Here is a 25,522-nt window from a genome sequence, read left to right as displayed (position 1 = left end):
TCAGAGCTCCCGGCGCATGATCCAGCGCACGCGGTGTCCGGCGTGCGCGGAGGTCTCGGCGGCGCGCTCGAAGCCGTGGGCCTCGAACAGGTCGGTCGTGCCGACGTAGCCCGAGATGACTTCGATCCTGTCGCCTCCCGTCTCGGCGGGGTACCCCTCGACGACCTCGGCACCGTGCGCCCGGGCGTGCTCGACGGCGCCGTCGAGCAGATGGTGCATGAGGCCCTGCTTGCGGTAGCCGGCCCGAACGACGAAGCACACGATCGACCAGGCGTCGCGCTCATCGAGGAACGGGATGGTGCGGGAGTTCATGAGCCGCCGGTAGGTCGACCGCGGCGCGACCGAGCACCAGCCCGCCACCTCACCGTCGACGTAGACGAGCACCCCCGGCCCGGGCGAGGTCTCGCATTCGCGCGCCATGTACTTCGGACGCTCCGCGTTGCTCACCCGGGAGTCGCGATAGCTCATGCACCAGCAGCCTCCGCCGCCGGGCTTCTTGACGCCGACGACCTCGGCGAAGTCGTTGAAGCGGCCAGTCGCGGGCAGCACCTCGATCGCCATGACCCCACCCTAGAGACGCGCCTCTGACATGGGTGGCTGGCACAACCCGCCGTTCGACTGGAGCGAACTCGAGAGGCGGATGTCGGGGCAGGCTCCGCGGGCCGACGGTGCGACCGCGCACAACCACCGCCCGCGATACCAGGCGCCCGCCCTCGAGAGCCCCGATGAGCCGCACGTGCCGTACGCCGAATTGCACGTGCATTCGGCGTATTCGTTCCTCGACGGGGCGAGCATGCCCGAGCACCTCGTCGAGGAGGCGAAGCGGCTGCAGCTGGAGGCGATCGCCCTCACCGACCACGACGGCTTCTATGGCGCGGTGCGGTTCGCCGAGGCGGCGCTCGCCCACGGGATGCCGAGCGTCTACGGCGCGGAACTCTCGCTCGGTCTGCGCACCCCGCAGAACGGCATCCCCGATCCCGAGGGAGCCCACCTGCTCGTGCTGGCGCGCGGCACCGAGGGATATCACCGGCTGTCGAAGGCGCTCACCCGAGGCCACCTCGACGGCGGCGAGAAGGGCCGCCCGGTGTACGACCTCGGCACCCTCGGCGACACCGCCGAAGGCCACTGGGCGGTGTTGAGCGGGTGCCGCAAGGGCACCGTGCGGCAGGCCCTCGAAACCCACGGCCGGGATGCCGCCGCGCGCGAACTGCGCGCCCTCGTCGATCGGTTCGGCCGCGACAACGTCATCGTCGAGCTGACCGACCGCGGCGATCCGCTCGACTCCGACCGCAACGACGCCCTCGCCGGGCTCGCGCGCGACCTGAAACTGCCGATCCTGGCGACCGGCAACGTGCACTACGCCCGGCCGGAGCGGGCCCCGCTCGCGACCGCTCTCGCCGCCGTGCGGGCACGGGCGAGCCTCGACCAGCACGAACCGTGGCTGCCGGCGGCGGGCGGCGGCTTCCTGCGGTCGGGGTTCGAGATGACGCAGCGGTTCTCCCGTTACCCCGGAGCGGTCGCGTACTCGGTCGAACTCGCCCGCGAGACCGCGTTCGCGCTGCGGAGCGTCACCCCACGACTGCCGCAGCTCGACGTACCGCCGGGGTTCGACCTCATGGGTTGGCTGTCGCACGAGACCTGGCAGGCGGCCGCCCGCATCTACGGGCCGGACCTGCCCGCCGGGCATCGCCGCCGCATCCAGAACGAGCTCGACGTCATCGCGGCGAAGGACTTCCCCGGCTACTTCCTGCTCGTGAAGGACATCGTCGACTTCGCACGCTCACGCGGCATCCTCTGCCAGGGGCGCGGCAGTGCCGCCAGCAGCGCGGTCTGCTACCTGCTCGGCATCACGGCGATCGATGCGATCTTCTACGAGCTGCCGTTCGAGCGGTTCCTGTCGAGCATCCGCGACGAGGAGCCCGACATCGACGTCGACTTCGACTCCGACCGGCGCGAGGAGGTCATCCAGTACGTCTATGAGAAGTACGGGCGCGAGAACGCCGCCCAGGTCGCCAACGTCGTCACCTACACGCCGCGCAACGCCATCCGCGACATGGCGAAGGCGTTCGGGCACGGGCCGGGTCAGCAGGACGCCTGGTCGAAGCGGCTCGAACGCTGGGGTGACCCGATCGCGGAAGACCTGCACGACATCCCGCTCGGGGTGCGGCAGCTCACCGGCGAGCTGCTCGGCTTTCCTCGGCACCTCGGCATCCACTCCGGCGGGATGGTGATGACCGAACGCCCGATCGGCGAGGTGGTGCCGATCGAGCACGCGCGCATGAAGGACCGCACCGTGCTGCAGTGGGAGAAGGACGACTGCGCCTGGATGGGGCTGGTCAAGTTCGACCTGCTGGGCCTGGGCATCCTGTCGGCGCTTCAGCACTCGTTCGACCAGATCCGCACGGTGTTCGGACGCGAACTGACCCTCGCGACGATCCCGAAAGAGGAGCCGGGAACCTACGACGCGCTGTGCCGGGCCGACGCGATCGGGGTCTTCCAGGTGGAGTCGCGGGCACAGATGGGGCTGCTCCCCCGGCTGCAGCCACGGGCGTTCTACGACCTCGTCATCCAGGTCGCGCTCATCCGTCCCGGGCCGATCCAGGGTGGTGCGGTGCATCCGTTCGTGCGGCGGAAGCTCGGCGAGCCATTCGCGTACCTGCATCCCGAGTTCGAGCCGATCCTCGGCCGCACCTTCGGGGTCCCGGTGTTCCAGGAGCAGGTCATCAAGATGGCGCGCGACGTCGCCGGTCTCGACCCCGAGGAGGCCGACCTGCTGCGACGCTCGCTCGGCTCGAAACGCGGCACGATCCGCATCGGCACGCTGCGCGAGAAGCTCGAACAGGGGCTGCGGGGCAAGGGCATCGACGAGAACGGCATCGCGACGATCTACGGGCAGATCGAGGCCTTCGCGAACTTCGGGTTCGCCGAGAGCCACGCCCTGAGTTTCGCGTTGCTCGTCTACGCCTCGTCGTGGCTGAAGCTGCACTATCCGGCGGCGTTCCTCGCCGGGCTGCTGCGCGCCCAGCCGATGGGCTTCTACTCCCCCGCGACCCTGGTCGCCGACACCCGCCGCCACGGCGTCGAGGTGCGGCGCCCCGACGTCCTGCGTTCCGGGGTGTTCGCCCTCGTGGAGCCGCTCGAAGGTGACGGGCTGGTGCCCGAGACGGGGCTCGACGGATGCTTCGGCGACCAGCCGCCCGTCCCGGTGTTCGACGCGCGCGCCCCCGACACGACGGCCGAGCATCGACGCGACGGCAACGCCGCAGTACGCCTCGGGCTCGCCGGGGTACGTGGCATCGGCGAATCGGTGGCGAAGCGCATCGTCGCCGAGCGCGACGGCCCGCGCGGACCGTTCACGTCGATGGAAGATCTCGTGCGCCGCGTCGGCCTCACCACCGCGCAGCTGGAGGCGCTCGCGACGGCCGACGCGTTCGAGGGGTTCGACCTCGCCCGCCGGGAGGCGCTCTGGCGCGCGGGTGCCGCGGCGGGCGACCGCGCGGAGTTCCTGCCGTCGAGCATCGTCACCGTGCAGCCGCCGCTGTTCGCCGACCCGACGTCGTTCGAGATCCTCCGCGACGACCTCTGGGCGACCGGAATCTCGGTCGACGACCACCCCGTCGCACATTTGCGCGGCGCCCTGGACGAACGGGGCGTGCTGCCGTCATCGGCCCTGCGCAGCCACGAGTCGGGGCGGCGGGTCGAGGTCGCCGGGCTCGTCACCCACCGGCAGCGGCCGGGAACGGCCAGCGGCATGACGTTCATGAATCTCGAAGACGAGCACGGCTGGGTCAACGTGATCTGCTCGGTCGGCGTCTGGAAGCGTTACCGTCGCATCGCCCGGGAGTCGCCTGCACTGCTCGTGCGCGGCATCCTGGAACGCTCCGACGAGGGTGTGACCAACCTGCTCGCCGACGCCTTCGAGCCGCTCAGCGCGGGCGTGCTGCACCGCTCCCGCGACTTCCACTGAGCGTCAGCTCGGCGCGACAACACCATCGGATAGCATCTCCGAACGGCGCTCAGCGGGAGCCGATCAGGGAGGACCACACGGTGGCGCTGTTTGGACGACGACCGACGGTCTACCTCCTCACATCTCCGGCTCATCTGCAGCCGGTGCATCGCGGTCGACAAGTGGAAGATCCGCTGCTCGAATTGCTCGCCCGGTGGCCCGACTCCGGCATCGTCGGAAGCGGAACACAGCTTGATGCGGATAACCGGATCTCGGGCTTTGTGATCGAGGTTGCGGTTCCCGCGCGTGGAGCGGCCGATTCCGTCGAGGCGATGACCCGCTTTCTCACGCCACGCCTCCCGGTCGGTTCGCGCCTTGAGAGCCAATCCGGCGATGTCGTGCCAGTGGGCAGCCTTGAAGGCGTGATCCTTCGCTTCTCCGAAATCGTTCGTGTCGACTTCACCGATCCTGACGAAGTCGAGCACAACCGGGAGCTCGACCGGATCTTCGCGAAGGTACGGCACGTTGTGAACCCCGACCCGGTGTTGGCCTCATGGCGGGTCATGAACGACGATTCGGAGATCGCGGTCTACGGGAGCTCACGCGAGCGAATGCACGGTCTGATCAAGTCGCAACTGGGCGAGGAGCTCACGACCTACGGAGGCAGGTTCCTCGAAGTCGACTAACCGTCGCCCACGAGCCGCCGCAGTCGCATCCGCGCGAAGTCCTGCGCCCGCGGACCCGAGCCGATCGCGCGCCCGGCTGCCCACAGCGCCACGCCGGTCAGCGCCCGCACCGGCAGGATCGAGCGGCGCACCCCGAGCATCCGCCGATAGGGCGCCGGGATGGTCGCGACCGCCGCCGCGAACAGTACCCGGTAGGCGATGCCGAGCGTTCCGCGGAACGGCGGCTTCTTCAGGAACCGCACGACGTCGGCCACCCGTTCGTCGCCCCGGAGTTCGCCGCGCTCGAGGAAGCCGTCGCGGCGGGCACGCAGCTCGGCGGCGGTGACGGGCGGCGTCTCGACGCCCATGAGACGCCCGGCGGTCGCCCACTCGCCCACGTAGGCATCCGCCCCGCCGGGGATGCCGTCGCCCCAGGTCTCGTGGCAGGTCAGGAACGCGTCGGCGAAGGTGACATGCACCCAGTCGACGAGGTCGCGGTCGGTCGCCGAGTAGCGCCGAGCCGACCCGTCGCCCGCGGTGTAGTCACCGGCAACCCGGGTGTGGAAGCGCGCGACCCGGGCGGTCTCCCGATCGGCCTGATCCGTCGAGCCGAAGGTGAGCACGACGATCCAGCGCACCGTGCCGGCGAGTCGGCCCATGGGGTCGTCGCGGTAGCGCGACCAGTCATGCACGCCCGCCATCGCGCCGGGATGAAGCGCCTGCATGAGCAGCGCCCGGATGCCGGCGACGAAGGTGCCCATGCCCGCGTGCACGATCCACGGTGCGGAGCCTTCCGCGAAGTACCCCGCGTCGTCGCCCTCGGCGAGTTCGAGCACATACGGTGCGGTGCCGTCGGGATGTCCGGCGACGGCGGTCAACAGCCGGGCGCGGAGGGAAGGGGCCACCCGCTCAGTCCATCATGCGGAGGCGGTCCATCATGCGGAGGCGCGGACGCCGGTCGCCGTCCCGTGCACGTCGCAGACCGCCGCGAGCGTGTTGTACACGGTGCCGTAGTTCTGAAGGTTGCGATGCACGAGCTGGACGCGGTGATCGGACTCGCTCGTGGTGATCACCAGTTCGTAGGCGATCTCGACGAACTTCGGCGGGGCGTCCTGGCGGCGCGCCGTGACGATCACCCGGGCGCTTTCGTAGTGGAAATCGAGTAGCTGCCCCGACCGCTCCAGGTTCTTGACCAGACACGCCGCGAAGGCGGCCGCGAGCAACTGGGCCGGCCCGGGATGCCCTGACGGCTCCGTCGCCCACCCCGCATCGATCGGCAGGGTGTCGGTTCCCGCGTCGACCTCGGCGTGGCCGGGAGCTGAGACGCGAGCCGTGACGGAGTAGGTCGTGGGTGCGGACGCCATGACTCATCGTGCACCCTCGGGTAGGGGCGTCGCGAGGTCAGTCGTCGGCGCCCGCCGTGCTGGTGCGGAGGACCGTCCCGTCTCGGCCCACGACGGGAACGGTCAGGGCCACGGTCGCCCCGGGGTCGATCGTGAACGAGACCCCATCCGCGACGTGCAGATCGCCCGCCGGACGGTTGACGAACGCGACGGTCCCCTGTCGGTTGCCGTCGAGGCCGAGCCGCGCGGGAGTGGCGCACGCCCCTGAGTTCCAGGCCTGAACGACGCTGGCGGTGATCGGAGCCGTGCAGTCGGCCAGGTAGGACACGATGTTCCGGTCGAAGACCAGCCCGGTGCGAGGCACCAGCCTGGTCGCGCCGTCGACGATCGAGTTGTTGCGCACGACGACGTTCGAGGCGCTCGCCTCCCGCACGTCGAGCGCAGAGCCGCCCTTGCACGTGGTGGAGACGACGATGCAGCCCTGGATGAAGTTGCCGCTGATCTCGATTCCCGAGATTCCCAGGCCGATGCCGGGCGACAGGATGACCCCCGCGTTGCTGCATCCCGAGATCGAGTTGCGCACGATCCTCACCTGGGCGGCGTCGTAGACCTGAACGCAGTCGACGTGGGCCGTGCTGGTGCTCGAGCTCAGGCGATAGTCGCGGATGACGTTGCCCTCGAGCGTGACGCCGGTCGCATCCTTGATCTGCACGGCATCCCGGTCGATCCCGCCGCTGAAGACGGAGTTGCGCACGACCGTTCCGTTCGCCCGCAGGAATGAGCCGGCCTTCGCCATGGTGAAGTTCTCGACCACGGTGTTGACGGCGCTCGGGTAGACGTAGAGCAACAGGGTCACCGTGAGGCCCGACCAGGTGACGTTGGGCAGGTACGTCTGGACCTTGCTGAACGACACCGCGGCGCCGGTCGCGGGGCGCACCCGGATCGGCGCCGCGGTCGAGCCGCCCGTGCCGGTCAGCACGGGGGCGCCGTAACTGCCGGCCATCAGCACGACGACGTCGCCGCCACGCGCCTTGGCAAGGGCGGTGGCGACGGTGCAGGGCGCGCTGGCGGAACAGGCGGTTCCGGCGCCCGTCGGCGACGCGGTGAGTGTCGTCGCGGCGTGGGCGGCGGATGCCGTCAGCGGCGCGAACGCGGCGATGGTCGCGATACTCAGCGCGACGGCGGCGAGCCGAACGCGTCGGCGCGGTTGCGAAACGGGCAGGGGTGATCCAGGCATGAGCGGCTGATCCTCGGTTGACGGCGGTCGGGGATCGGCGGTGTACGCACGCGGATTTCCTCGGCGAGCATCGCGACGATCCCCCCGGTCGCCGATGCTGCAACCATGAGAACACGCGGTCGCGGTCGCTCGACCCGCAACGGCCGGAATCCCCCGTCAACTGGGGGTGCCATCCGCGCGACACGCCGTACCCGTCCCAGGGGGTGTGCATCCCCCGCTCAGGAGTCGTGCGGCCGAACGTCAGCCGAAGGTCGGCGGCGACTCAGCGACCGTTGATGCGTTTGCGCAGGATGTCGATGCGGGCCTGCAGTTGCGCGACGGTCGCGCGACCCACCTCGGGCCCCCCGCCCAGCCGGCGCACCTCGGCGTGCACCTGCGCGTGCGTCTCCCCCGTGGTGCGCGCCTGGATCGACACGAGACTGTTCAACAGACGCCGCTGCTCGGCGAGCGAACGGTGCAGGGGCATCGGCGCCTCCCGCTCGGGCTCCTCGCGCGATCGCTCCAGCCCCCGTCGCTGCTGACGCGCCTGCCGCAGTTTCAGCAACCGGCTGACGTCTTCCGGCTCGAGGATGCCGGGAATGCCGATGAACTCCCACTCTTCGGGGCTGCCGGGTTCGGCGAGGGTGCCGAAATCCTGCCCGTCGTAGAGCACCTTCTCGAACGTCGCGACCGAGCCGAGCGCCTGCCACTCGTATTCGTCGAGCAGTTCGGCCGATGCGGCTTCGCGTTCCTGCGCACGTTCCAGGCTCTCGTCGTCGAGCAGCTCGTCGTCGGCACGCTCCCGGTCGAGGGCGTGGTCGCGTTCGCGCTCGAGCTCGGCCGCCAGGGTCAACAGGATCGGCACACTCGGCACGAAGATCGACGCCAGCTCGCCGCGTCGGCGGGTGCGCACGAAGCGCCCCACGGCCTGCGCGAAGAACAGCGGGGTCGACGCGCTCGTGGCGTAGACCCCGACCATGAGGCGGGGCACGTCGACGCCCTCCGACACCATCCGCACCGCCACCATCCAGCGTTGCGACCCGTTCGTGAAGTCCTGGATCTTCTCGCTGCCGCCGACCTCGTCGCTGAGCACGACGGTGGGAACGTGCCCGGTGATGTCGGTGAGGATCGTCGCATACGCCCGCGCGGTGACGTGGTCGGTCGCGATGACCAACCCGCCGGCGTCGGGCACGTCGCGGCGCACCTCGGAGAGCCGACGGTCGGCGGCGGCGAGCACCGCGGGAATCCAGTCCCCGTCGGGGTCGAGCGCCGCCCGCCAGGCCTGTGCCGTGACATCGGCGGTGTCGCCTTGCCCGAGGGCGGCCTCCATCTCGTCGCCCTGCCGCGTGCGCCAGCGCATCGACCCGGCGTACGACAGGAACATCACCGGGCGCACGATGCCGTCGGCGAGAGCACGGCCGTAGCTGTAGGCGTAGTCGGTCTGCGACAGGCGGATGCCGCGTTCGTCGCGCAGGTAGCTCACGAACGGGATCGGCGCCGTATCGGAGCGGAACGGCGTGCCGGTGAGCGACAGCCGCCGCGTCGCGCCCTCGAAGGCTTCGCGGATGGCGTCACCCCACGACAGCGAGTCGCCGCCGTGGTGCACCTCGTCGAGGATCACCAGCGAGCGCTTCGACTCGGTGAGCGCCTTGTGCAGTGACGGCCGCACCGCGACCTGAGCGTAGGTGACCGCGACGCCGTGATACGGGCGGGACTCGCGCGAGTGCTTGTTGCTGAACCGCGGATCGAGACGGATGCCGGCACGGTGGGCGGCATCCGCCCACTGGATCTTGAGGTGCTCGGTCGGCGCCACCACGGTCACCCGGTCGATGATCTTGCGCCGCAGCAGCTCCGAGGCGAGGCGCAGTGCGAAGGCGGTCTTGCCAGCGCCCGGTGTCGCCGAGACGAGGAAGTCGCGGGCGTCGCGCCGCAGATACTCGGTGAGGGCCTCCTCCTGCCAGGCCCGCAGCTTCGCGACGGTGCCCCACGGGGCGCGCTCGGGGAAGCTCGGCGAGAGGTGTTCGGCTGCGGCGGTCGCCCGGAACACGGGGACTTCCGACGGCTCGCTCACTTGATGAGACGTTACCCGTTCGGGGTGACACGGTGGTCGAGTAGCGGCTGCAAGCCGCGTGACGAGACTCAGGTCGGCTCGCCGCGCATCGGCATCCGGCGGTCGGGATCGTCGCCGAGCAGGGTCGCGGGGCGCACGAGCGATCGACCGAACTTCGCGGTGATCGCGTCGACGGCCTGCTCGGCTTCGCGCCAGTCGCCGTCGTCATCCCACAGCCCGAGGTCGGCGACGCGTCCGGTGAGTTGCTCGCCCCGCACCCCGAGCAGCCGGATGGGCTCGCCGACCCGGCCCGACTCGGCGTACAGCGAACGCGCCTCTTCGTAGATGCGCCGGCCGAGATCGGTGGGGTCGGCGAGGGTGCGGGATCGGCTGATCGTCGAGAAGTCGCCGAATCGCAGTTTGAGGGCGATCGTGCGCGCCTGCACGCCCGCCCGCCGAAGCCGCACCCCGACCGCGTTCGCGAGCCGCAGCATCTCCTTCTCGAGTTCGCCGACGTCGGAGATGTTCGTCTCGAAGGTGCGTTCGTGGCCGATGCTCTTCTCCGAGTGCTCGGTGACGACGACGCGCGGGTCGCGCCCCCACGACAAGGCGTGGAAGTGGGCGGCCATCGCCGGCCCGATCGCACGGGTCAGCGCCTCGACCGGGATGTTCGCGACGTCGCCGACGGTGCGCAGCCCGAGTCGTTCGAGTTTCTCGGCGGTCTTCGCGCCCACTCCCCACAGTGCCGAGATCGGCTGCGGATGCAGAAAGGCGAGAGTCTCGGTCTCGGGGATGACGAGCAGGCCGTCGGGTTTCGCCCGGCTCGAGGCGAGCTTCGCGACGTACTTCGTGGCAGCGGCCCCGACGGAGCAGCGCAGCCCGGTCTCGGCGAACACGCGTTCCCGGATGCGCGTGCCGATCTGCCAGGGCGTGCCCATCAGGCGTCGGGCGCCCGCGACATCCAGAAAGGCCTCATCGATTCCGAGGACTTCGACCAGAGGGGTCACGTCGCGGAAGATGTCCATGACCAGGCCGGAGTACTTCGTGTAGCGGTCGTAGTGCGGCTCGAGCACGATCGCCTGCGGGCAGCGCCGCAGGGCGACCGCCATCGGCATCGCCGAGTTGACCCCGAATCGGCGCGCCTCATAGGTGGCGGCCGTCACGACCGACCGTGCCGAGGGATGCCCGACGATGACGGGTTTGCCGACCAGTTCGGGATGCTCGAGCAGCTCGACCGACGCGAAGAACGCGTCCATGTCGACGTGCAGCAGGTGTGCCGTGAGGTCGTCGACGGCCGATGCGGAGGTGACCTGCCGCCCGGTGCCGTCCTGTTTGCCCACGCCGCCATCCTGTCACCGGCCGCCGTCACCGACAGCGGCCGGTGACCGGGTCAGGATTTGGAACGGTTGCGGGTGATCAGGCCGAAGACGAGCAGCACGATGACGGCCCCGCCGATGGCGTAGAGCCACGAGACGATCGAGAAGAAGCCGTTGACTCCGTAGATGTCTTCGCCGGTGATCTGCCCGCCGATGAAGCCGCCGAGCGCGGCACCGGCGAGGCCCAACAGGATCGTGACGATCCAGCCGTGCTTCTGCTTGAGGATCAACTTGGCGATCACGGCGGCGATGAGGCCGAGGATGAGGAACGGGATGAAGCTCACGAGGACCTCCTGAAGGGGCGCGCGTCTCGCGTCCGCGCCCAGTCAACCACCAGCCGCCGCCCAGACGAAGGAGGCCGGTCGGCGAACCGCCCGGCCTCCTTCGTCTCGCGCCTCAGGCGCGGGTGCTGCTGCCTCGCGTGACGAGGCCGTAGATGAGCAGCACGACGATCGAGCCCGCGATCGCGACGAGCCAGGTCTGGATCGACCAGAAGGTCTCCAGGCCGACGCCGAAGATGGCGCTTCCGAGGAAGCCTCCGAGCAGCGCGCCGACGACGCCGAGGATCAGTGTGACCACCCAGCCACCGCCCATGCGGCCCGGCAGAATCGCCTTCGCAATCGCACCGGCGATGAGGCCGAGAACGATCCATCCGAGAATTCCCACGGTGAACCTACTTTCTTGAACGAGGCGGGTCTCGCCTCACGTCAAGGAAAGCCTGTCCCCCGTTCGGGAGGAATGGTCTTGTGCCGCGACGCGTGGTGCGATAAGCGCGAACCAGCGCGCGCCCCCGAAGATTCGTCATGATGGAGCTATGACCGCCCGTCACCCGTGGTCCCGTTACGTCGCGATCGGAGACTCGTTCACCGAAGGCATCGGTGACCCGGAACCCGCCAGCCCCGGTGGTCATCGAGGCTGGGCCGATCGGGTCGCCGAAGTGCTCTCGTCTCAGGTCCCCGACTTCGCCTATGCCAACCTCGCCATCCGGGGCCGGCTGTTGCAGCAGATCCTCGACGAGCAGGTGGATGCGGCGCTGGACCTGCATCCGGATCTGATCACCATCTCGGCGGGAGGCAACGACATCATCCGCCCCGGAACCGACCCCGACGAGGTCGCGGCTCGGCTCGACGGCGGCATCGCACGGCTGAGACGCGACGGCGCGACGGTGGTGATGTTCAACGGTCCCGACATCGGCGGCACGCCCGTGCTCGGACGCATCCGCGGCAAGGTCGCGATCTACAACGAGAACCTGCACACCGTGGCGAAGCGGCACGACGCGATCGTCGCCGACATGTGGGCGCTGCGCGAACTGAGCGACCCGCGGATGTGGGCGCCCGATCGACTGCACTTCTCGCCGATCGGGCACCAGACGATCGCCCGCATGGTGCTCGACGCCCTCAACGTTTCCCACGATCTGGAGCCGTTCGAAGCGGAACCGCTGCCTCGCCAGTCGTGGCGACAGGCCCGAATCGACGACATCGGATGGGCCCGCGAGCATCTCGCCCCGTGGATCCTGCGGAGGCTGCGGCACCAGTCCTCCGGCGACGGGGTGGCGCCGAAGCGACCGGAGTTCTAAAGGCTCAGAACAGGGCGACCGGGTTGGTGAGCCGCCACCACGGCCCCGGATCCTCGAGATCGGCCGCCAGCTCGAGGTCGACCGTCACGCTCGAGGTGCCCGAGGTGAACACGAGATCGCCGACGTCGTCGCCGGCGTGCCCGGTGCGCAGCTCCTCGGTCACCACCTCGACCGTCACGGGCGTGTCGGACCAGACCAGCAGGGTCGCGCGCTCCCCCGCGACGGCGGCGACCGTGTCACCCCAGGCCGCCTCGTAGCTGGCGAACGTCTCGGCGTCGGCGGCGACCTCCACCTCGGTGAAGTTCGCGACGGTGCTCTCGAGCAGGGTCAGGATGTCGCGGTCGATCACGTCGTGGTCGGGGCCGCCGAGCACGACACCGATCACCGTGACCGTCGATGCGCCGATCGTGTAGTCGGCCGAGAACAGCAGGTTCGCGCCGAAGTCGTCGAGTGTGCCCGTCTTGATGCCGTCGACACCGCTGAGCCCGAGCAGCTGGTTGGTGTTCGGCAGCGCCCCGAGGGGCGGAACGTCGGTCGTGCGGGTCGCGACGATCTCGGCGACGACCGGATGCGCGAGAGCGATCCGTCCGAGTTCGACGAGTTGGTCGACGGGCGCGACGTTCGAGCGGTCGATCCCGGTGGGCTCGGTGATGACCACGCCGTCGAGCCCGTTCTCGGCGAGCCAGCTGCGGGCCGCGGCGAGGAACGCCTCCTGCGACCCGAAGGCCCAGATCGCCATGCTCGTCGTGTAGTTGTTGGCCGACTTGATGAGGGTCAGCTCGAGTAGCTGGCGCTCACTGAACGTCATGCCGGCGCGGACGGTCGCCACCGTTCCGTTCTGCGCGAGATAGGTGCCGTACAGGGCGGCGTCGGCCGACGACATCGTCGCGGTGGGGCCGGTCTCGCCGACCGCGAGGGGATGGGCGTCGAGCACCACCAGGGCGGTGATGACCTTGGTGATGCTCGCCATCGGCAGCGCCGTCGTCGCGCCGCTCTGCGCGAGCACTCCCGGGTAGCCGACGGCCCCGATGGCGCTCGCCCCGTAGCCGGGGAAGGCGAGGGCCGGAACCACCGGCGCATCCTCCACCGGCGCCGTGACGGTGGCGACTGCAGGCTTGAGCGGCGCGAGCAGCGTCAGCGGAAGGTAGACCAGCGAGGCGAGCGCGAGCCCGATCCCGCCGAACACCACGATGCGGCGCCGACGGTAGATCTGTCGACGGGTCAGCGAACGACTCGGGGGCACCCGTCGACCCTAAACGGTCATGCCCGCCCGCCGTCGACACTGCGGATCACGACGTGGTCGTCTTCGGGCACCAGCACCTCGGTGTCGCGGTTGAGGCTCTCGCCGCGGAAGAACGGACGCGACTGGTGGAAGAGAGCCCAGACGACCATGAGCACGACTCCGAGCAGCAGAGATCCGATGCCGATCACGAAGACACCGCCCACTCCGAGCAGCACGGTGTAGCCGTAGTCCGGGTCGAGCATGTCGATCGAACTCTTGACGAACGCACCGGTGAGGATGAGCGCTCCGAGGAGCGGGAACAGGAACTTGAAGAAGACGTTGTGCGCATTGGCGAACAGCTCTCGGCGGAAGTACCAGACGCACGCGTAACCGGTCAGCCCGTAGTAGAAGGCGATCGCCAGGCCGAGCGAGTAGATCGAGTCGGCGAGGAAGTTCTCGCTGATCGCCGTCATGCCGACATAGAAGACGGTCGCGACGATGCCCATGACGAGCGTCGCGAATCCCGGCGTGTGGAATCTCGGATGTACCCTCGCGAACCGGGCCGGCAGAGCGCGGTAGACCGCCATCGACAGCGTGCCGCGAGCAGTCGGCAGAATCGTCGTCTGCGTCGACGAGATCGCCGAGATCATCACCGCGAGAACCAGCAGCCACGCCCACGGTCCGAAGAGCGCGTCTTTGAGCACGAAGAACACGTCGTCCACCTCGTTGAGATGGTCGACCCCCGCGTACGCCAGTGCGGCGACCGTGACCGCGACATAGGTGATGACCAGCACCACCGTCGAGATGAGCGCGGCGCGGCCGGGGATCCGCTTCGGGTCCTTCGTCTCCTCGTTGAGCGCGAGGCAGGTGTCCCAGCCCCAGTAGATGAACAGGGCGAGGAGGATCGCCGCCGTGAAGCCCTCGAACGACTCGAACCCGAAGGGGTTGAACCAGCCCGCGGAGACGGGCGTCGCCTCGACCGAGGTTCCGTTCGCGAGGGCGACGACGACGAAGACCACGAACAGCACGAGCGCCAGATACTGAACGCCGAGCAACACATTCTGCAGCCGTTCGCCGATCTCCACGCCCCGATACGAGACATAGACCATCGCAGCGAGGAAGATCGCGCCCGTCAGGGTGACGATCCAGGTCTCTTCGGCGAAGGCCTCCAGACCCAGCAACGGGCCGACGAGGTACCAGAAGTACAACCCCGCGATCTGCGCCAGATTGCCCAGCACGATGATGCCGGCTACCGCGACCCCCCACCCGCCGATCCACCCGATCCACGGCCCGAAGGCCTTCGTCGACCAGGTGAAGGTCGTGCCGCAGTCGGGGATGGCCCGGTTCAGTTCCCGGTAGGCGAACGCGATGAAGAACATCGGCACGAACGCGAGGATGAACGCGATCGGAGCCTGGGTGCCCACCTCCGCGATCACGAACCCGAGCGTGGCGACGAGCGAGTACACGGGAGCGGTCGAGGCCAGTCCCATCACGGTCGACCCGAACAGCCCCAGCTGGCCTTTCGCGAGGCCCTTGCCGGAGCCGGTGCCCGAACCCGCGTCGTTGCGTGTCGTCGTCATGCGCCGACCCTAGTGCGGGGTCGCCCGCAGAGACCAGAGGGCGACGGCGGCCGCAGCCGCGACGTTCAGGGAGTCGACGCCGTGGTCCATCGGGATCGTGACGATCACGTCTGCCGCGTCGAGGGCGTCGCGGCTCAGGCCGTCACCTTCGGTGCCGAGCACGAGAGCGACGCGAGGAGGCGGATTGCGGGCGAACGCCGCGAGGTCGACCGCGCGGTCATCGAGGGCGAGGGCGGCGATCTGGAAGCCTGCGGCGTGCAGCTCCGGCGCGGCGACGTCCCACTCCCCCAGGCGCGTCCAGGGCACCTGCAGCACCGCGCCCATGCTCACCCGCACCGAGCGGCGGTAGAGCGGGTCGGCGCAGCGCGGCGTGACCAGCACGGCATCCGCTCCCATCCCGGCGACGGCCCGGAAGATCGCGCCGACGTTGGTGTGGTCGACGATGTCTTCGAGCACGACGACGCGTCGCGCGTCGCGCAACACGTCGGCGACCGGCGGGAGCACCGGTCGATGCATCGAGGCGAGGGCGCCGCGGTGCATGACGAAGCCCGTCACGGCTTCGAGCACCTCGGCCGTGCCGACATAGACCGGAACGTTCCATGAGGCGAACAGCGGCTCGATCTCAGGCAGCCACTTCTCGAGCACGAGCACCGATCGCGGGTGATGACCCGCCGCGAACGCACGCTCGATGACCTTCACGGATTCGGCGAGGTAGATCCCCTCCGCGGGTTCCCGCAGCCGCCGACGCACGACATCCGTCAGCTCGGTGTAGTCGCGCAACTCGGGCGCGGCAGGGTCGGTGACGGGGACGATGTGCACTGCGCCGAGCCTACGGGGGCCCGCGATCTCACGGCACCCGGAAACATCCCCGCAACCTGGACGTTCTAGCCTTCGAGTCAGGAACCGCGTCGAAGGAGGCACCGTGTCGATCACGACCCTGCCTGCCCTCGACCCCGCGCTGCTCTCCCTCATCGACCAGGCCGAGCGGCTGCTGGCCGGCCGCCGCATCGCGGTGCTCACCGGTGCCGGCGTGAGCACCGACTCCGGCATCCCCGACTACCGCGGCGAGGGTGCGCCCGTGCGCAGCCCCATGACGTTCCAGACCTTCCTCGCCGACACCCGGGCGCGGCAGCGCTACTGGGCGGGCAGCCACCTCGGCTGGCGCTACTTCGCGGCGGCCGCTCCGAATCCCGGCCACCAGGCCCTCGCCGACCTGGAACTCGCCGGAATCGTGAACGGCGTCATCACGCAGAACGTCGACGGGCTGCACCTTCGGGCCGGGTCCAGGCACGTCGTCGACGTGCACGGCTCGATGGATCGCGTGTTCTGCCTCTCCTGCGGCCAGCAGTTCGCCCGGGAGGACATCGCGGCGCGGATGACCCGGGAGAATCCCTGGCTCGCCGAGCCCGACACCGTCAAGCTCAATCCCGACGGAGACGTCGACATCGACGCGGTCGGCGAGATGATCGTGCCCGACTGCACGGTGTGCGGCGGGGTGCTCAAGCCCGATGTGGTGTTCTTCGGCGAACTGGTTCCGACCGCGAAGTTCACCGCGGGTGCGGCGCTCATCCGGACCGCCGACGCGTTCATCGTCGCCGGGTCGTCGCTCGTCGTGAACTCCGGGATCCGCCTGCTCGAGCAGGCGGTGCGGCGGCGCGTTCCGATCCTCATCGTCAACCGGGGCGAGACGAAGGGCGACTCCCGCGCGACGCTCAAGATCGATGCCGGCGCGTCAGAAGTGCTCGGTGCGCTGCGGGAGCGCCTCGCCTCCTGACCCCCGACCGTAGGATCGGGGGTGCTATGACCGATCTGTACCTCGTGCGTCATGGTGAGACCGAGTGGAACCGGCAGCGCCGCATCCAAGGGCTCACCGACATCCCCCTCAACGACACCGGACGCGAGCAGGCGCGCGTGACGGGAATGCTGCTCACCCGCCGACCGATCACCCGCGTGGTCGCCAGCCCGCTCGGCCGGGCCCGTGAGACGGCGCAGATCATCACAGCCCAGCTCGGCCTCGGCGACCCGGAACTGCGCGATGCGTTCGTCGAACGCAACTACGGCGCGGCCGAGGGACTCGACTTCCACGAGATCGACGTGCTCTACCCGCCGGGGGTTGAGGTTCCGGGGCGTGAGTCGCGCGAAGAGGTCGCGGCCCGGGTCATCCCGGCGCTGCAGGCGCTCGCCGCGGAGTACCGCGGGGAGGCGATCGTCGTGGTCAGCCACGGCGGGGCGATCCGCGCCGCCCTCATGGTGGCCGAACCGAACCGCGGGTTCGGGCCGATCACGAACGGGTCGGTGCACAGCTTCCACGTCGACGGCACCGACCTGAAGCTTGTCGCCTTCGACGACCCGATCGAGTTGGCCGCGATCGACCCGCGCGCCGGCGACATCGACCTGCAGAACGCGGTCGAGGCCCGCGACGCCTAAGCGCCCCGGTTCGGCGAGCTCCAGCCGCGCACGCGATGGAAGGTCGCCGTCTTCGGGTAGGACCCGACTCCGGCGCCCGAGGTCTCGAAGAGGTCGATCAGCAGCACGAGCGGGTAGTCGGGCGCGAGGGTGAGCCGTCGCAGCTCGCGCCCCTCGCAGCCGAGCACCAGTTCGCCGTCGCCCCAGATCGCCGTCCAGGTGTGCGGTCGCGACGCGTCAACGGGGATCGTGACCTCGGCCATGTCGGTGACGAGACCCGGGTCGCGGTGCGCCTTCAGTCCCGAGCGGGCGACGGTCGCCTCAGGCCCGATCGCCTCGGCATCGATCTCGAAGAGGCAGATCTCGCCCGACTGCCCCGCTACGAGGTGCTCGGTGCCGACGAGCCACGCGGCGGTCATGCAGCCGGCGTCGGTGCTCGCGCTGACGGTCACCTCGACCCGACCAGCCGACGGAGCCCAGCCGAGACGCAGCGACTGCGGGGTGCGCACGACGAGGCCGTCGGGACGGTGGGGATGGATGCCGCGGGCCGATCCGGCGGCACCGGAGAAGCTGCCGGTCTGCACATTCGAGACCCGCAGCGGCGCGTCCTCGGGCCGCCAGTCGGGCTGATCGGCGTCGATGCGCAGCCGAAGGCCGCCCGCGGTGAGATCGAACCGTGCCGCGGAGCGCTCGGGAGTGGTCCAGTGCGGGAGGTAGTGCGCCGTCCAGTGTTCGCTGAGCGTGGTCCCCGTGAAGTCGTCGTCGAGGTCGGGCGAGCGGTCAGGAGGCGGCGGGAGAAGCGTCAACGCTCGGCATCTTCCGGGCGCGGCTTCGTCGCGACCCGGCGCATCACCTCGTAGAGCACGTCGGCCGAGCGGTCCCAGTCGAACAGCCGGGCCTGCTCTCGAGCCCGGGCCGAGCGTCGCTCCCACTCGACGGAGTCCTCGAGGGTGCGCACCGCCGCGGCGAACGCCGCCGGGCTTCGCGGGTCGGCGTAGGTGCCCGCTTCGCCACCGATCTCCCGGAAGATCGGGATGTCGCTCACGACGATCGGGGTTCCGACGCTCATCGCCTCGACGAGCGGGATGCCGAAGCCTTCGTCGAGAGAGGCGTGCACGAGTGCGTGCGCCGTCTCGAGCAGCTCGGCGTACTCGGCATCCGTCACCCCGTCGTGGAAGGTGAGCGTTCCCGTCGGCGCGAGCGCCTCGAGCCGGTCGCGCTCGGCCGCCGGAACCTTGCTGAGCAGGTGCAATCGGTAGCCGGGAAGGTCGTGGAGGGCCTTCACGAGGGTGTCGACGTTCTTGTAGGGCATGAACGACCCCATGTAGACCAGATCGCGACCCGGGGTCGCCCGTCGAACCGGCGGATCGTCGCCGAGAGGATCGGCGGCGTTGCGCACCACGGTCACCGGGCGCAGGGTGAGTCGATGCTCGGCGATGAGCGCCTTCGTGGTCTCCGACACGGTCACGACCTCGTCGGGGCGATTCAGCGCCTTCCGCTGGGGAATCCAGGTGAGGTGATACGCCCACCAGCCGAAACGGATGTACCAGGGAAGGTTGCGCGGCGGCGTGCGGTGCCGGTGGTAGATCAGGTCGTGCAGCGTGAGCACGAGGCCGTAGCGACGCCCCGCCGAACCCATCGTCTGTAGCGGACTGAACACGGCATCCGGATTCAGGGGGTTGATCTGGCGCGCGATCCACGGCTCTCGCAGGCTCGTCGGCGATGAGACGAGATGCCACGGCAGATCGGGTAGCTGGGCGAGCTGGGCTTCGTCGCTGATGAGCATCTCGACCGGCATCCGGCGCGCGAGGGCTTCGACCAGCCGCGCCGAGTAGCGGCTGACGCCGTCGTGATGATCGACCCGCACGTAGCGGCAGTCGAAGAGGATCTTCACGCGTCGAGATCCGTCACGAAGGCGCGGACGGCGTGTGCGGCCGCCTCCGGGGTCTCGTAGTGGATGAGGTGGCCGACCCCCGGGATGACATCGAGCCGGGCATCCGGGAAGGCGTCGAGCAGCGCGAACTGACCGGCGAGCGGTGCCACCTCGTCGCGCTCCCCCGCGACGAGCAGCACCGGCTGGGTGATCTGTGCCGCGACGTCGGCGACCGTCGCCGAAAGCGACGCCTCGAAGCCTTCGACGATACTCGCGCGCGAACCGAACCTGCTGAAGTACGCGTGGTGCTGGCCGTGGATGAACCGCCGCAGTCGCCGGTCGCGGGTCTTGGCGAGCTTGACGCTCATCCCCTGCACGACGAGCGGATTGCTCAGCCAGGCGCGCGCGGCGCGTTCGGGGAGGCGACGGGCGACGGCGTAGTAGAACTTCGTCGCCCCGATGCCGGCGACCTTCGCCGGATCGTCGGCGATCGGGTTGATGAGGATGACGGCGCGGGCGGGGAGGCCATCGGCCACGGCGTGCGCCACGACGATCGAGCCGAACGAGTGGCCGAGCAGGATCGCGTCGGCTCCGAGGCCGAGGGCCTCAATGAACGCCCGCAACCACGCCCCGTATCCGGCGATCGAGTGGGCGGCGTCCGTCATCGGAGTCGAATCGCCGAATCCCGGCAGGTCGGGCGAGACGATGTGGAAGTCGGGCAGCAGGTTCACGACCGGTTCGAGCCCGTGGTGGTCGCCGCGATAGCCATGGACGACGACGATCGTCGGCCCGTTCCCGCGAGTGCCGTACTCCCAATAGCGCACCCGGCTTCCGAGCAGCTCGAGGTCTCGCGTGACCGTATCCATTGGTCCCGAGTCTACGAGCGTCGCTGCCTAGACTCGGGAGGGTGACCTTCACCGCTCCGATCACGTTGCCCGGGCTTGCCCTCGACCCTCAGTGGTATCGCCGTTCGGTCTTCTATGAGGTGATGGTGCGGTCGTTCGTGGATTCCAACGGCGACGGGTCGGGTGATCTGGGTGGGTTGATCTCGAAGCTGGATTACCTGCAGTGGTTGGGGGTGGATGCGTTGTGGATTCCGCCGATCTTCAGCTCTCCACTGCGGGATGGCGGGTACGACGTCGCCGATTATCGGGCGATCCTGCCCGATTTCGGAACGCTGGATGAGTTCCGCGAGTTGGTGACGAAGGCGCATGAGCGCAACATGCGGATCGTGATCGATCTGCCGCTGAATCACACCTCGGATGCGCACGAGTGGTTCCAGCAGTCCCGCAGCGACCCGGAGGGTCCGTATGGGGATTTCTATGTGTGGAGCGACTCGGATGAGAAGTATCCGAACATCCGGATCATCTTCACCGACTATGAGGACTCGAACTGGGCGTTCGATCCGGTGCGGCGCCAGTTCTACTTCCACCGGTTCTTTTCCCACCAGCCCGATCTGAACTACGACAACCCGGCCGTGCATGAGGCGGTGTTCGACATCATCCGGTTCTGGATGGACATCGGTGTCGATGGGTTCCGGCTGGATGCGATCCCCTACCTGTACGAGTCAGAAGACGGCAACGGCGAAGGTGAGCCGCCCACGCACGAGTTCATCAAGGCCGTGCGGCGGATGATGGACACCGAATACCCGGGCCGGGTGATGATCGCCGAAGCCAACCAATGGCCCAAAGAAGTCGTCACGTTCATGGGCACCAATGAGGAACCGCAATGCCACATGGCGTTCGATTTCCCCGTCATGCCCCGCATCTTCTACTCCCTGCGCTCCCAATCCGCCGCCGAACTGACCCGGGTGCTCGCCGAAACCACCGACACCCCTGACGGGGCCGGCTGGGGCGTGTTCCTGCGCAACCACGACGAACTCACCCTCGAAATGGTTTCCGAGGAGTACCGGCAGGCGATGTACGGCTGGTACGCCTACGACCCCAGAATGCGCGTCAACGTCGGCATCCGCCGCCGCCTCGCCCCCCTGCTGGACAACGCCCGCCAAGAACTCGAACTCGCCCACGCACTGCTGTTCTCCCTCCCCGGATCGCCATTCCTGTACTACGGCGACGAAATCGGCATGGGCGACAACATCTGGCTCCCCGACCGCGACGCCTCCCGCACCCCCATGCAATGGACCCCAGACCGCAACGCCGGCTTCTCCACCGCCGACCCCGGCAAGCTCTACCTGCCCGTCGTGCAATCCCTCGTCTACAACTACACGCTCGTCAACGTCGAATCCCAGCTCGCCCAATCCCGATCCCTCCTGCACTGGGTGCGCAACGTCATCCACGTCCGCAAAGCCCACCCCGTCTTCGGCCTCGGCACCATCCGCGTGCTGCCCACCGACGACGAATCCGTCCTCGCCTTCATCCGCGACTACCCCGGAGCCGGCACCTCCCACGGCGACAAACCCGAACAAGTCCTCTGCGTGTTCTCCTTCGCCCACAACCCCACCGCCGTCACCATCACCTTCGACGGCTGGTACGGAGCCCCCCTCACCGACCTCTTCGGCGGCGGCGACTTCCCCCACATCGGCGACGACGGAAAACTCACCCTCACCCTCGGCACCCAATCCTTCTACTGGCTCCACATCGGCGACGCGACACGCTAGACCAGCACCGGATGTGGCTCGCGCGGGGGCTGGCGTCGTAGCCTGATCGGGTGGGGACATGGCAAGGTCGCCTGGGCGTCGCGGAGTTCGCGATCTCCGGCACGGATCACGACACGGCACGCATCGTCGCGGCGCGAGTCGCGGTGCTCGACGACGACGGCGGCGAGCTCGCCCGCTGGGACTGGGGCTCGGATCGCGCCGACGCCGTCGTCGGGGAAGTGGCGCAGACGCTGCGCACCCTGCTCGTGCTCGGAGTCCCGATCGCGACCTTCGACGCGTCGAGCGGGCTCACCGTGCTCGACCGGGAGTGCCGACGCCGCGGAATCGACCCGCTCGTCGACCCGTCGCCGATCCTCGACCCGCTGCTTCTCGACAGCTTGATCGAACCCGAATTCGAGGGCGGCCGCAGCCTGAACGCGATGGCGGAGCGCTATCAGGTCGAGCCCGGGTCGCTCGCCGCCGGCCGGATCGTGCGGGCGATGGCGCAGCGCGAGGAGTTCTCGGGCACCCTCGCCGCGCTGCACGCGCGACAGCGCAGCATGAGCGACGGGTGGCCGGTCGTGCCGCTCGAGGACATCCGCCTCATCGAGGACACCCAGCCGATCCCCGCTCCCGACCCGCGCCCGAGCGACACGGTGCCAATGTTCGACTTCTCCGACACCGGGGTGCTCGCGCTCGAACCGCCCGATGACCCGGTACCTCCGGAGTCCGCGGACCCGCCTCCCGCCTCTCCGCCACCGTCGGCGCCCGTCCCCACTCCGCGCCGCATCCACGTCGCGGCGGCGATCGTGACCGACACGGCCGGACGGGCGATCGTCGTGCGCAAGCAGGGCACGACCGGCTTCATGCAGCCGGGGGGCAAGATCGAACGCGGCGAGAGCGCGCTGGCGACCCTCATCCGCGAGCTTCGCGAAGAGCTCGGCCTCGAAGTGGATGTCGACGCCACCGAGTTCCTCGGATCGTATGAGGCCGCCGCCCTCAACGAGCCCGGGCAGACGGTGCGTGCCGAGGTGTTCGCCCTGGTGACGGATGCCGAGCTGCGCCCGACCGCCGAGATCGACGCGATCTACTGGCTGGAGTCCCCCGACGACACGGGGTCGGTCGAGCTTGCGCCGCTCACGCTCGACGTCATGCTGCCCCTCTGGGCCGCCCGGCGACCCGCCCTCTTCTGAGCACCTGGGGAAACGCGAAAGCCCCGCACCTGTGGGGTACGGGGCTTTGATCGCGGCTGAGGAGCGTTAGCTCTTCTTCTCGCCGAAACCCTTGTAGCGCGAGTTGAACTTCTCGACGCGACCGGCGCTGTCGAGGATGCGCTGCTTGCCGGTGTAGAACGGGTGCGACTCCGACGAGATCTCGACGTCGATGACCGGGTAGGTCTCGCCATCGAGGTCGATCGTCTTGTCGCTCGACACGGTCGACCGGGTGAGGAACGTGGCGCCGCTCGCGAGGTCGCGGAACACGACGGGCGCGTACTCGGGGTGGATCTCGGACTTCATGGCGCTACCTCGACAGAAACGGAAGGGATGATGGCCGAACGGCCAAGGAGCGACTTTACCAGAGATCGACGCCCGGCCGGGCGTCCTCGCCGGCTAAGCCGCGCGGGCGGTGAACCGGCCGTCCGAGCTGGTCAGTTCGATCGGCAGCCCGAAGGTCGCGGTGAGGTTCTCGCTGGTCAGCACCTCACCGATCGGTCCGGCGGCGGTGACCGCTCCCCCGGCCAAGAGCAGGACGTGTGAGAACCCCGGCGGGATCTCTTCGACGTGGTGCGTGACCATGACCATCGCCGGGGACTTCGGGTTGCTCGCGAACCCGCCGAGCAGTTGCAGCAACTCTTCGCGGGACCCGAGGTCGAGACTCGCCGCGGGCTCGTCGAGCAGCAGCACCTCGGGGTCGGCCATCACCGCACGGGCGATCTGCACCCGCTTCTGCTCGCCGTCGCTGAGGGTTCCGAACCGGCGGTCGTCGAAGGCCGAGAGCTTCCACTCCGCCAGCACGCGTCGAGCCCGGTTGACGTCGACGTCTTCGTAGACCTCGTTCCAGCGTCCGGTGACGGCGTAGGCGGCGGTGAGCACGACATCCAGCACCACCTCGTCGGCGGGGATGCGCTTCGCCATCGCCGACGAGGCGAGTCCGATGCGCGGCTTGATGTCGAAGACGTCGGACTTGCCGAGTCGCTCGCCGAGAAGCGTGGCGACGCCTGAGGTCGGGTGCATCGCAGCCGCGGCGATCTGCAGCAGCGTCGTCTTGCCCGCGCCGTTGGGGCCGAGGATCACCCAGCGCTCATCGGGCAGCACGACCCAATTCACCTGGTCGAGGATGCGGGTGCCTCCTCGGACGACGGACACCTTCGAGAAGTCGAGCACCGGGGAGGACATGGTGCCCCCAGCCTACTTCTCCGGGTTTGCCTGCGTCGCCGCCGCGTCGACCAGCTCGGCGTAGATGGCGTGGGTGCGTTCGGCGATCGACGCCCAGCTGAACTCGGCCTCCGCCCGCCGACGCCCGGCGATGCCCATCAACCGCGCCGCGGCCGGGTCGGCGACGACGGCGGAGAGAGCGGCGGCGAGATCGGCGATGAACTGTTCCGGGTCGACCGGGACGCCGGTGCCGTCGTCGACCTGCACGATCGGCACCAGGCGGCCCGTGACGCCGTCGGCGACGACCTCGGGGATGCCACCGGTCGCGGTGCCGACGACGGGCAGGCCGCAGGCCATCGCTTCGAGGTTCACGATGCCGAGGGGCTCGTAGACCGAGGGACAGACGAACGTCGTCGACGCCGACAGCAGCGCCGCCAGTTCGGGCTGCGAGAGCAGCCGGTCGATCCAGATGACGCCCGTGCGCTCGGCCTGGAGCGCGGTGACTCCGGCCTGCACCTCGGCGAGGATCTCCGGGGTGTCGGGAGCGCCCGCGCAGAGGATGAGTTGCACTTCGGGGGCGAGTCGCTGGGCTGCTGCGAGCAGGTAGGGCAACCCCTTCTGGCGGGTGATGCGACCGACGAAGATGACGCTCGGCCGAGTCGGGTCGATGCCGAAGCCGCGCACGATCTCGGGCTCGTCGACCGGGTGCCAGCGCTCCAGGTCGATGCCGTTGTGCACGACCCGCACCTTGGCCGGATCGATCGCCGGGTAGCACCGCAGAATGTCGGCGCGCATCCCGTGGCTCACCGCGATGACGGCGTCGGCGCTCTCGAATGCGGTGCGCTCGATCTCGCTCGAGATGCGGTACCCGCCGCCGAGCTGCTCGGCCTTCCAGGGGCGCAGCGGCTCGAGACTGTGGGCGGTGACGACATGCGGGATGCCGTGCAGCAGTTTCGCGAGGTGTCCGGCGCCGTTCGCGTACCAGGTGTGCGAATGCACCAGGTCGGCACCGCCGACATCCTGGGCGATCTGCAGGTCGACCCCGAGGGTGGCGAGCGCCGGATTGGCGGACGCGAGCTGCGGCGGCACGAGGTAGGCGTGCACATCGTCCTCGTCACGCGGCATCCCGAAGCAGCGCACGACGACGTCGGTGGTGGGTCGCAACGCGGCGACGAGCTCGGCCACGTGCACGCCGGCGCCTCCGTAGACCTCCGGCGGGTACTCGCGGGTCACCACGTCTACTCGCATTCTGTGAACGCTAGTACACCGCCCCCGTGAGCGGCCCGTACTGTTGACCC

Annotated in this window: 24 protein-coding genes; 7 read left to right on the top strand and 17 right to left on the bottom strand. The window is 69.3% G+C overall.

Going from position 1 to position 25,522, the window contains the following annotated elements; all coding sequences use genetic code 11:
- Positions 1-561, bottom strand: a complete 561-nt coding sequence (locus tag IE173_RS04180) for a GNAT family N-acetyltransferase (protein WP_191282066.1) — start codon at positions 559-561, stop codon at positions 1-3.
- A gap of 28 nt (positions 562-589) precedes the next feature.
- Between IE173_RS04180 and IE173_RS04175 the strand changes: the two genes are divergently transcribed.
- Positions 590-3,967 (top strand): error-prone DNA polymerase, encoded by a 3,378-nt coding sequence (locus IE173_RS04175; RefSeq protein WP_191282065.1) that lies wholly within the window; start codon positions 590-592, stop codon positions 3,965-3,967.
- An 80-nt stretch (positions 3,968-4,047) separates the two neighbouring features.
- A complete protein-coding gene (locus IE173_RS04170; protein WP_191282064.1) occupies positions 4,048-4,632 on the top strand; it encodes a hypothetical protein in 585 nt (194 codons plus the stop codon).
- Here the strand turns inward: IE173_RS04170 and IE173_RS04165 are convergent.
- From IE173_RS04165 to IE173_RS04135, 7 genes are all read right to left on the bottom strand, one after another.
- Positions 4,629-5,516: an oxygenase MpaB family protein gene (locus tag IE173_RS04165; RefSeq protein WP_191282063.1), complete on the bottom strand. Its 888-nt coding sequence runs from the start codon at positions 5,514-5,516 to the stop codon at positions 4,629-4,631. The genes IE173_RS04170 and IE173_RS04165 overlap by 4 nt on opposite strands.
- Before the next feature lie 30 nt (positions 5,517-5,546).
- Positions 5,547-5,975: an OsmC family protein gene (locus IE173_RS04160; RefSeq protein WP_191282062.1), complete on the bottom strand. Its 429-nt coding sequence runs from the start codon at positions 5,973-5,975 to the stop codon at positions 5,547-5,549.
- Positions 5,976-6,012: 37 nt separating this feature from the next.
- Positions 6,013-7,191: a right-handed parallel beta-helix repeat-containing protein gene (locus tag IE173_RS04155; RefSeq protein ID WP_191282061.1), complete on the bottom strand. Its 1,179-nt coding sequence runs from the start codon at positions 7,189-7,191 to the stop codon at positions 6,013-6,015.
- Positions 7,192-7,453: 262 nt separating this feature from the next.
- Entirely contained in the window at positions 7,454-9,241 is a 1,788-nt protein-coding gene (locus IE173_RS04150; protein ID WP_229841869.1) for a DEAD/DEAH box helicase, read from the bottom strand.
- A 68-nt stretch (positions 9,242-9,309) separates the two neighbouring features.
- Complete coding sequence (gene dinB / locus IE173_RS04145) at positions 9,310-10,560, bottom strand: DNA polymerase IV (protein ID WP_191282060.1); 1,251 nt, start codon at positions 10,558-10,560, stop codon at positions 9,310-9,312.
- Positions 10,561-10,610: 50 nt separating this feature from the next.
- A complete protein-coding gene (locus tag IE173_RS04140) occupies positions 10,611-10,880 on the bottom strand; it encodes a GlsB/YeaQ/YmgE family stress response membrane protein (RefSeq protein WP_191282059.1) in 270 nt (89 codons plus the stop codon).
- 112 nt (positions 10,881-10,992) lie between these two features.
- On the bottom strand, positions 10,993-11,262 hold the full coding sequence (locus tag IE173_RS04135; RefSeq protein ID WP_191282058.1) for a GlsB/YeaQ/YmgE family stress response membrane protein: 270 nt from the start codon (positions 11,260-11,262) through the stop codon (positions 10,993-10,995).
- Between the two features lie 148 nt (positions 11,263-11,410).
- Here IE173_RS04135 and IE173_RS04130 point away from each other — a divergent pair, with 148 nt between their 5' ends.
- The gene (locus IE173_RS04130; RefSeq protein WP_191282057.1) at positions 11,411-12,172 is read left to right on the top strand and encodes an SGNH/GDSL hydrolase family protein; all 762 of its coding nucleotides are present in this window, start codon (positions 11,411-11,413) and stop codon (positions 12,170-12,172) included.
- A gap of 4 nt (positions 12,173-12,176) precedes the next feature.
- On the opposite strand, the gene IE173_RS04125 is transcribed toward IE173_RS04130, so the two are convergent.
- The 3 genes from IE173_RS04125 to IE173_RS04115 are packed head-to-tail and all read right to left on the bottom strand — an operon-like array spanning position 12,177 to position 15,793.
- Positions 12,177-13,415: a D-alanyl-D-alanine carboxypeptidase family protein gene (locus IE173_RS04125; RefSeq protein WP_229841868.1), complete on the bottom strand. Its 1,239-nt coding sequence runs from the start codon at positions 13,413-13,415 to the stop codon at positions 12,177-12,179.
- Positions 13,416-13,432: 17 nt separating this feature from the next.
- Complete coding sequence (locus IE173_RS04120) at positions 13,433-14,974, bottom strand: APC family permease (RefSeq protein ID WP_191282056.1); 1,542 nt, start codon at positions 14,972-14,974, stop codon at positions 13,433-13,435.
- Positions 14,975-14,983: 9 nt separating this feature from the next.
- Positions 14,984-15,793 carry a TrmH family RNA methyltransferase gene (locus tag IE173_RS04115; RefSeq protein WP_191282055.1) on the bottom strand — a complete coding sequence of 270 codons (810 nt, stop codon included), beginning with the start codon at positions 15,791-15,793 and terminating at the stop codon, positions 14,984-14,986.
- Between the two features lie 109 nt (positions 15,794-15,902).
- On the opposite strand from IE173_RS04115, the gene IE173_RS04110 reads away from it, so the two are divergent.
- Complete coding sequence (locus IE173_RS04110) at positions 15,903-16,748, top strand: Sir2 family NAD-dependent protein deacetylase (protein WP_229841926.1); 846 nt, start codon at positions 15,903-15,905, stop codon at positions 16,746-16,748.
- A 26-nt stretch (positions 16,749-16,774) separates the two neighbouring features.
- Positions 16,775-17,401, top strand: a complete 627-nt coding sequence (locus IE173_RS04105; RefSeq protein WP_191282053.1) for a histidine phosphatase family protein — start codon at positions 16,775-16,777, stop codon at positions 17,399-17,401.
- Here IE173_RS04105 and IE173_RS04100 read toward each other — a convergent pair.
- From IE173_RS04100 to IE173_RS04090, 3 genes are read right to left on the bottom strand one after another with little or no spacing between them, the layout of a single operon-like run.
- Entirely contained in the window at positions 17,398-18,186 is a 789-nt protein-coding gene (locus tag IE173_RS04100; RefSeq protein WP_191282052.1) for a LamG domain-containing protein, read from the bottom strand. The two genes, IE173_RS04105 and IE173_RS04100, sit on opposite strands and share 4 nt — an antisense overlap.
- On the bottom strand, positions 18,183-19,274 hold the full coding sequence (locus tag IE173_RS04095; RefSeq protein WP_191282051.1) for a glycosyltransferase family 4 protein: 1,092 nt from the start codon (positions 19,272-19,274) through the stop codon (positions 18,183-18,185). Before IE173_RS04095 ends, IE173_RS04100 begins: the two co-directional genes overlap by 4 nt.
- Complete coding sequence (locus tag IE173_RS04090; RefSeq protein ID WP_191282050.1) at positions 19,271-20,119, bottom strand: alpha/beta fold hydrolase; 849 nt, start codon at positions 20,117-20,119, stop codon at positions 19,271-19,273. Before IE173_RS04090 ends, IE173_RS04095 begins: the two co-directional genes overlap by 4 nt.
- A 41-nt stretch (positions 20,120-20,160) precedes the next feature.
- On the opposite strand from IE173_RS04090, the gene treS reads away from it, so the two are divergent.
- Positions 20,161-21,870: a maltose alpha-D-glucosyltransferase gene (treS, locus tag IE173_RS04085; RefSeq protein WP_191282049.1), complete on the top strand. Its 1,710-nt coding sequence runs from the start codon at positions 20,161-20,163 to the stop codon at positions 21,868-21,870.
- A gap of 50 nt (positions 21,871-21,920) precedes the next feature.
- A complete protein-coding gene (locus IE173_RS15450; protein WP_229841867.1) occupies positions 21,921-23,042 on the top strand; it encodes an NUDIX domain-containing protein in 1,122 nt (373 codons plus the stop codon).
- Positions 23,043-23,108: 66 nt separating this feature from the next.
- Here IE173_RS15450 and IE173_RS04075 read toward each other — a convergent pair whose 3' ends face one another.
- The 3 genes from IE173_RS04075 to glgA all read right to left on the bottom strand — a co-directional run bounded on the left by IE173_RS04075 (position 23,109) and on the right by glgA (position 25,472).
- Entirely contained in the window at positions 23,109-23,366 is a 258-nt protein-coding gene (locus IE173_RS04075) for a type B 50S ribosomal protein L31 (protein ID WP_191282048.1), read from the bottom strand.
- 93 nt (positions 23,367-23,459) lie between these two features.
- Entirely contained in the window at positions 23,460-24,245 is a 786-nt protein-coding gene (locus tag IE173_RS04070) for an ABC transporter ATP-binding protein (RefSeq protein ID WP_191282047.1), read from the bottom strand.
- 12 nt (positions 24,246-24,257) lie between these two features.
- On the bottom strand, positions 24,258-25,472 hold the full coding sequence (glgA, locus tag IE173_RS04065; protein ID WP_191282046.1) for a glycogen synthase: 1,215 nt from the start codon (positions 25,470-25,472) through the stop codon (positions 24,258-24,260).
- Positions 25,473-25,522 lie beyond the last annotated feature (50 nt).

Source organism: Pseudolysinimonas yzui (genome assembly GCF_014653215.1).
Lineage (GTDB): Bacteria > Actinomycetota > Actinomycetes > Actinomycetales > Microbacteriaceae > Pseudolysinimonas_A > Pseudolysinimonas_A yzui.
Note: the sequence above shows the minus strand (reverse complement) of the source record. Positions and strands in the feature narration are given on the sequence as shown.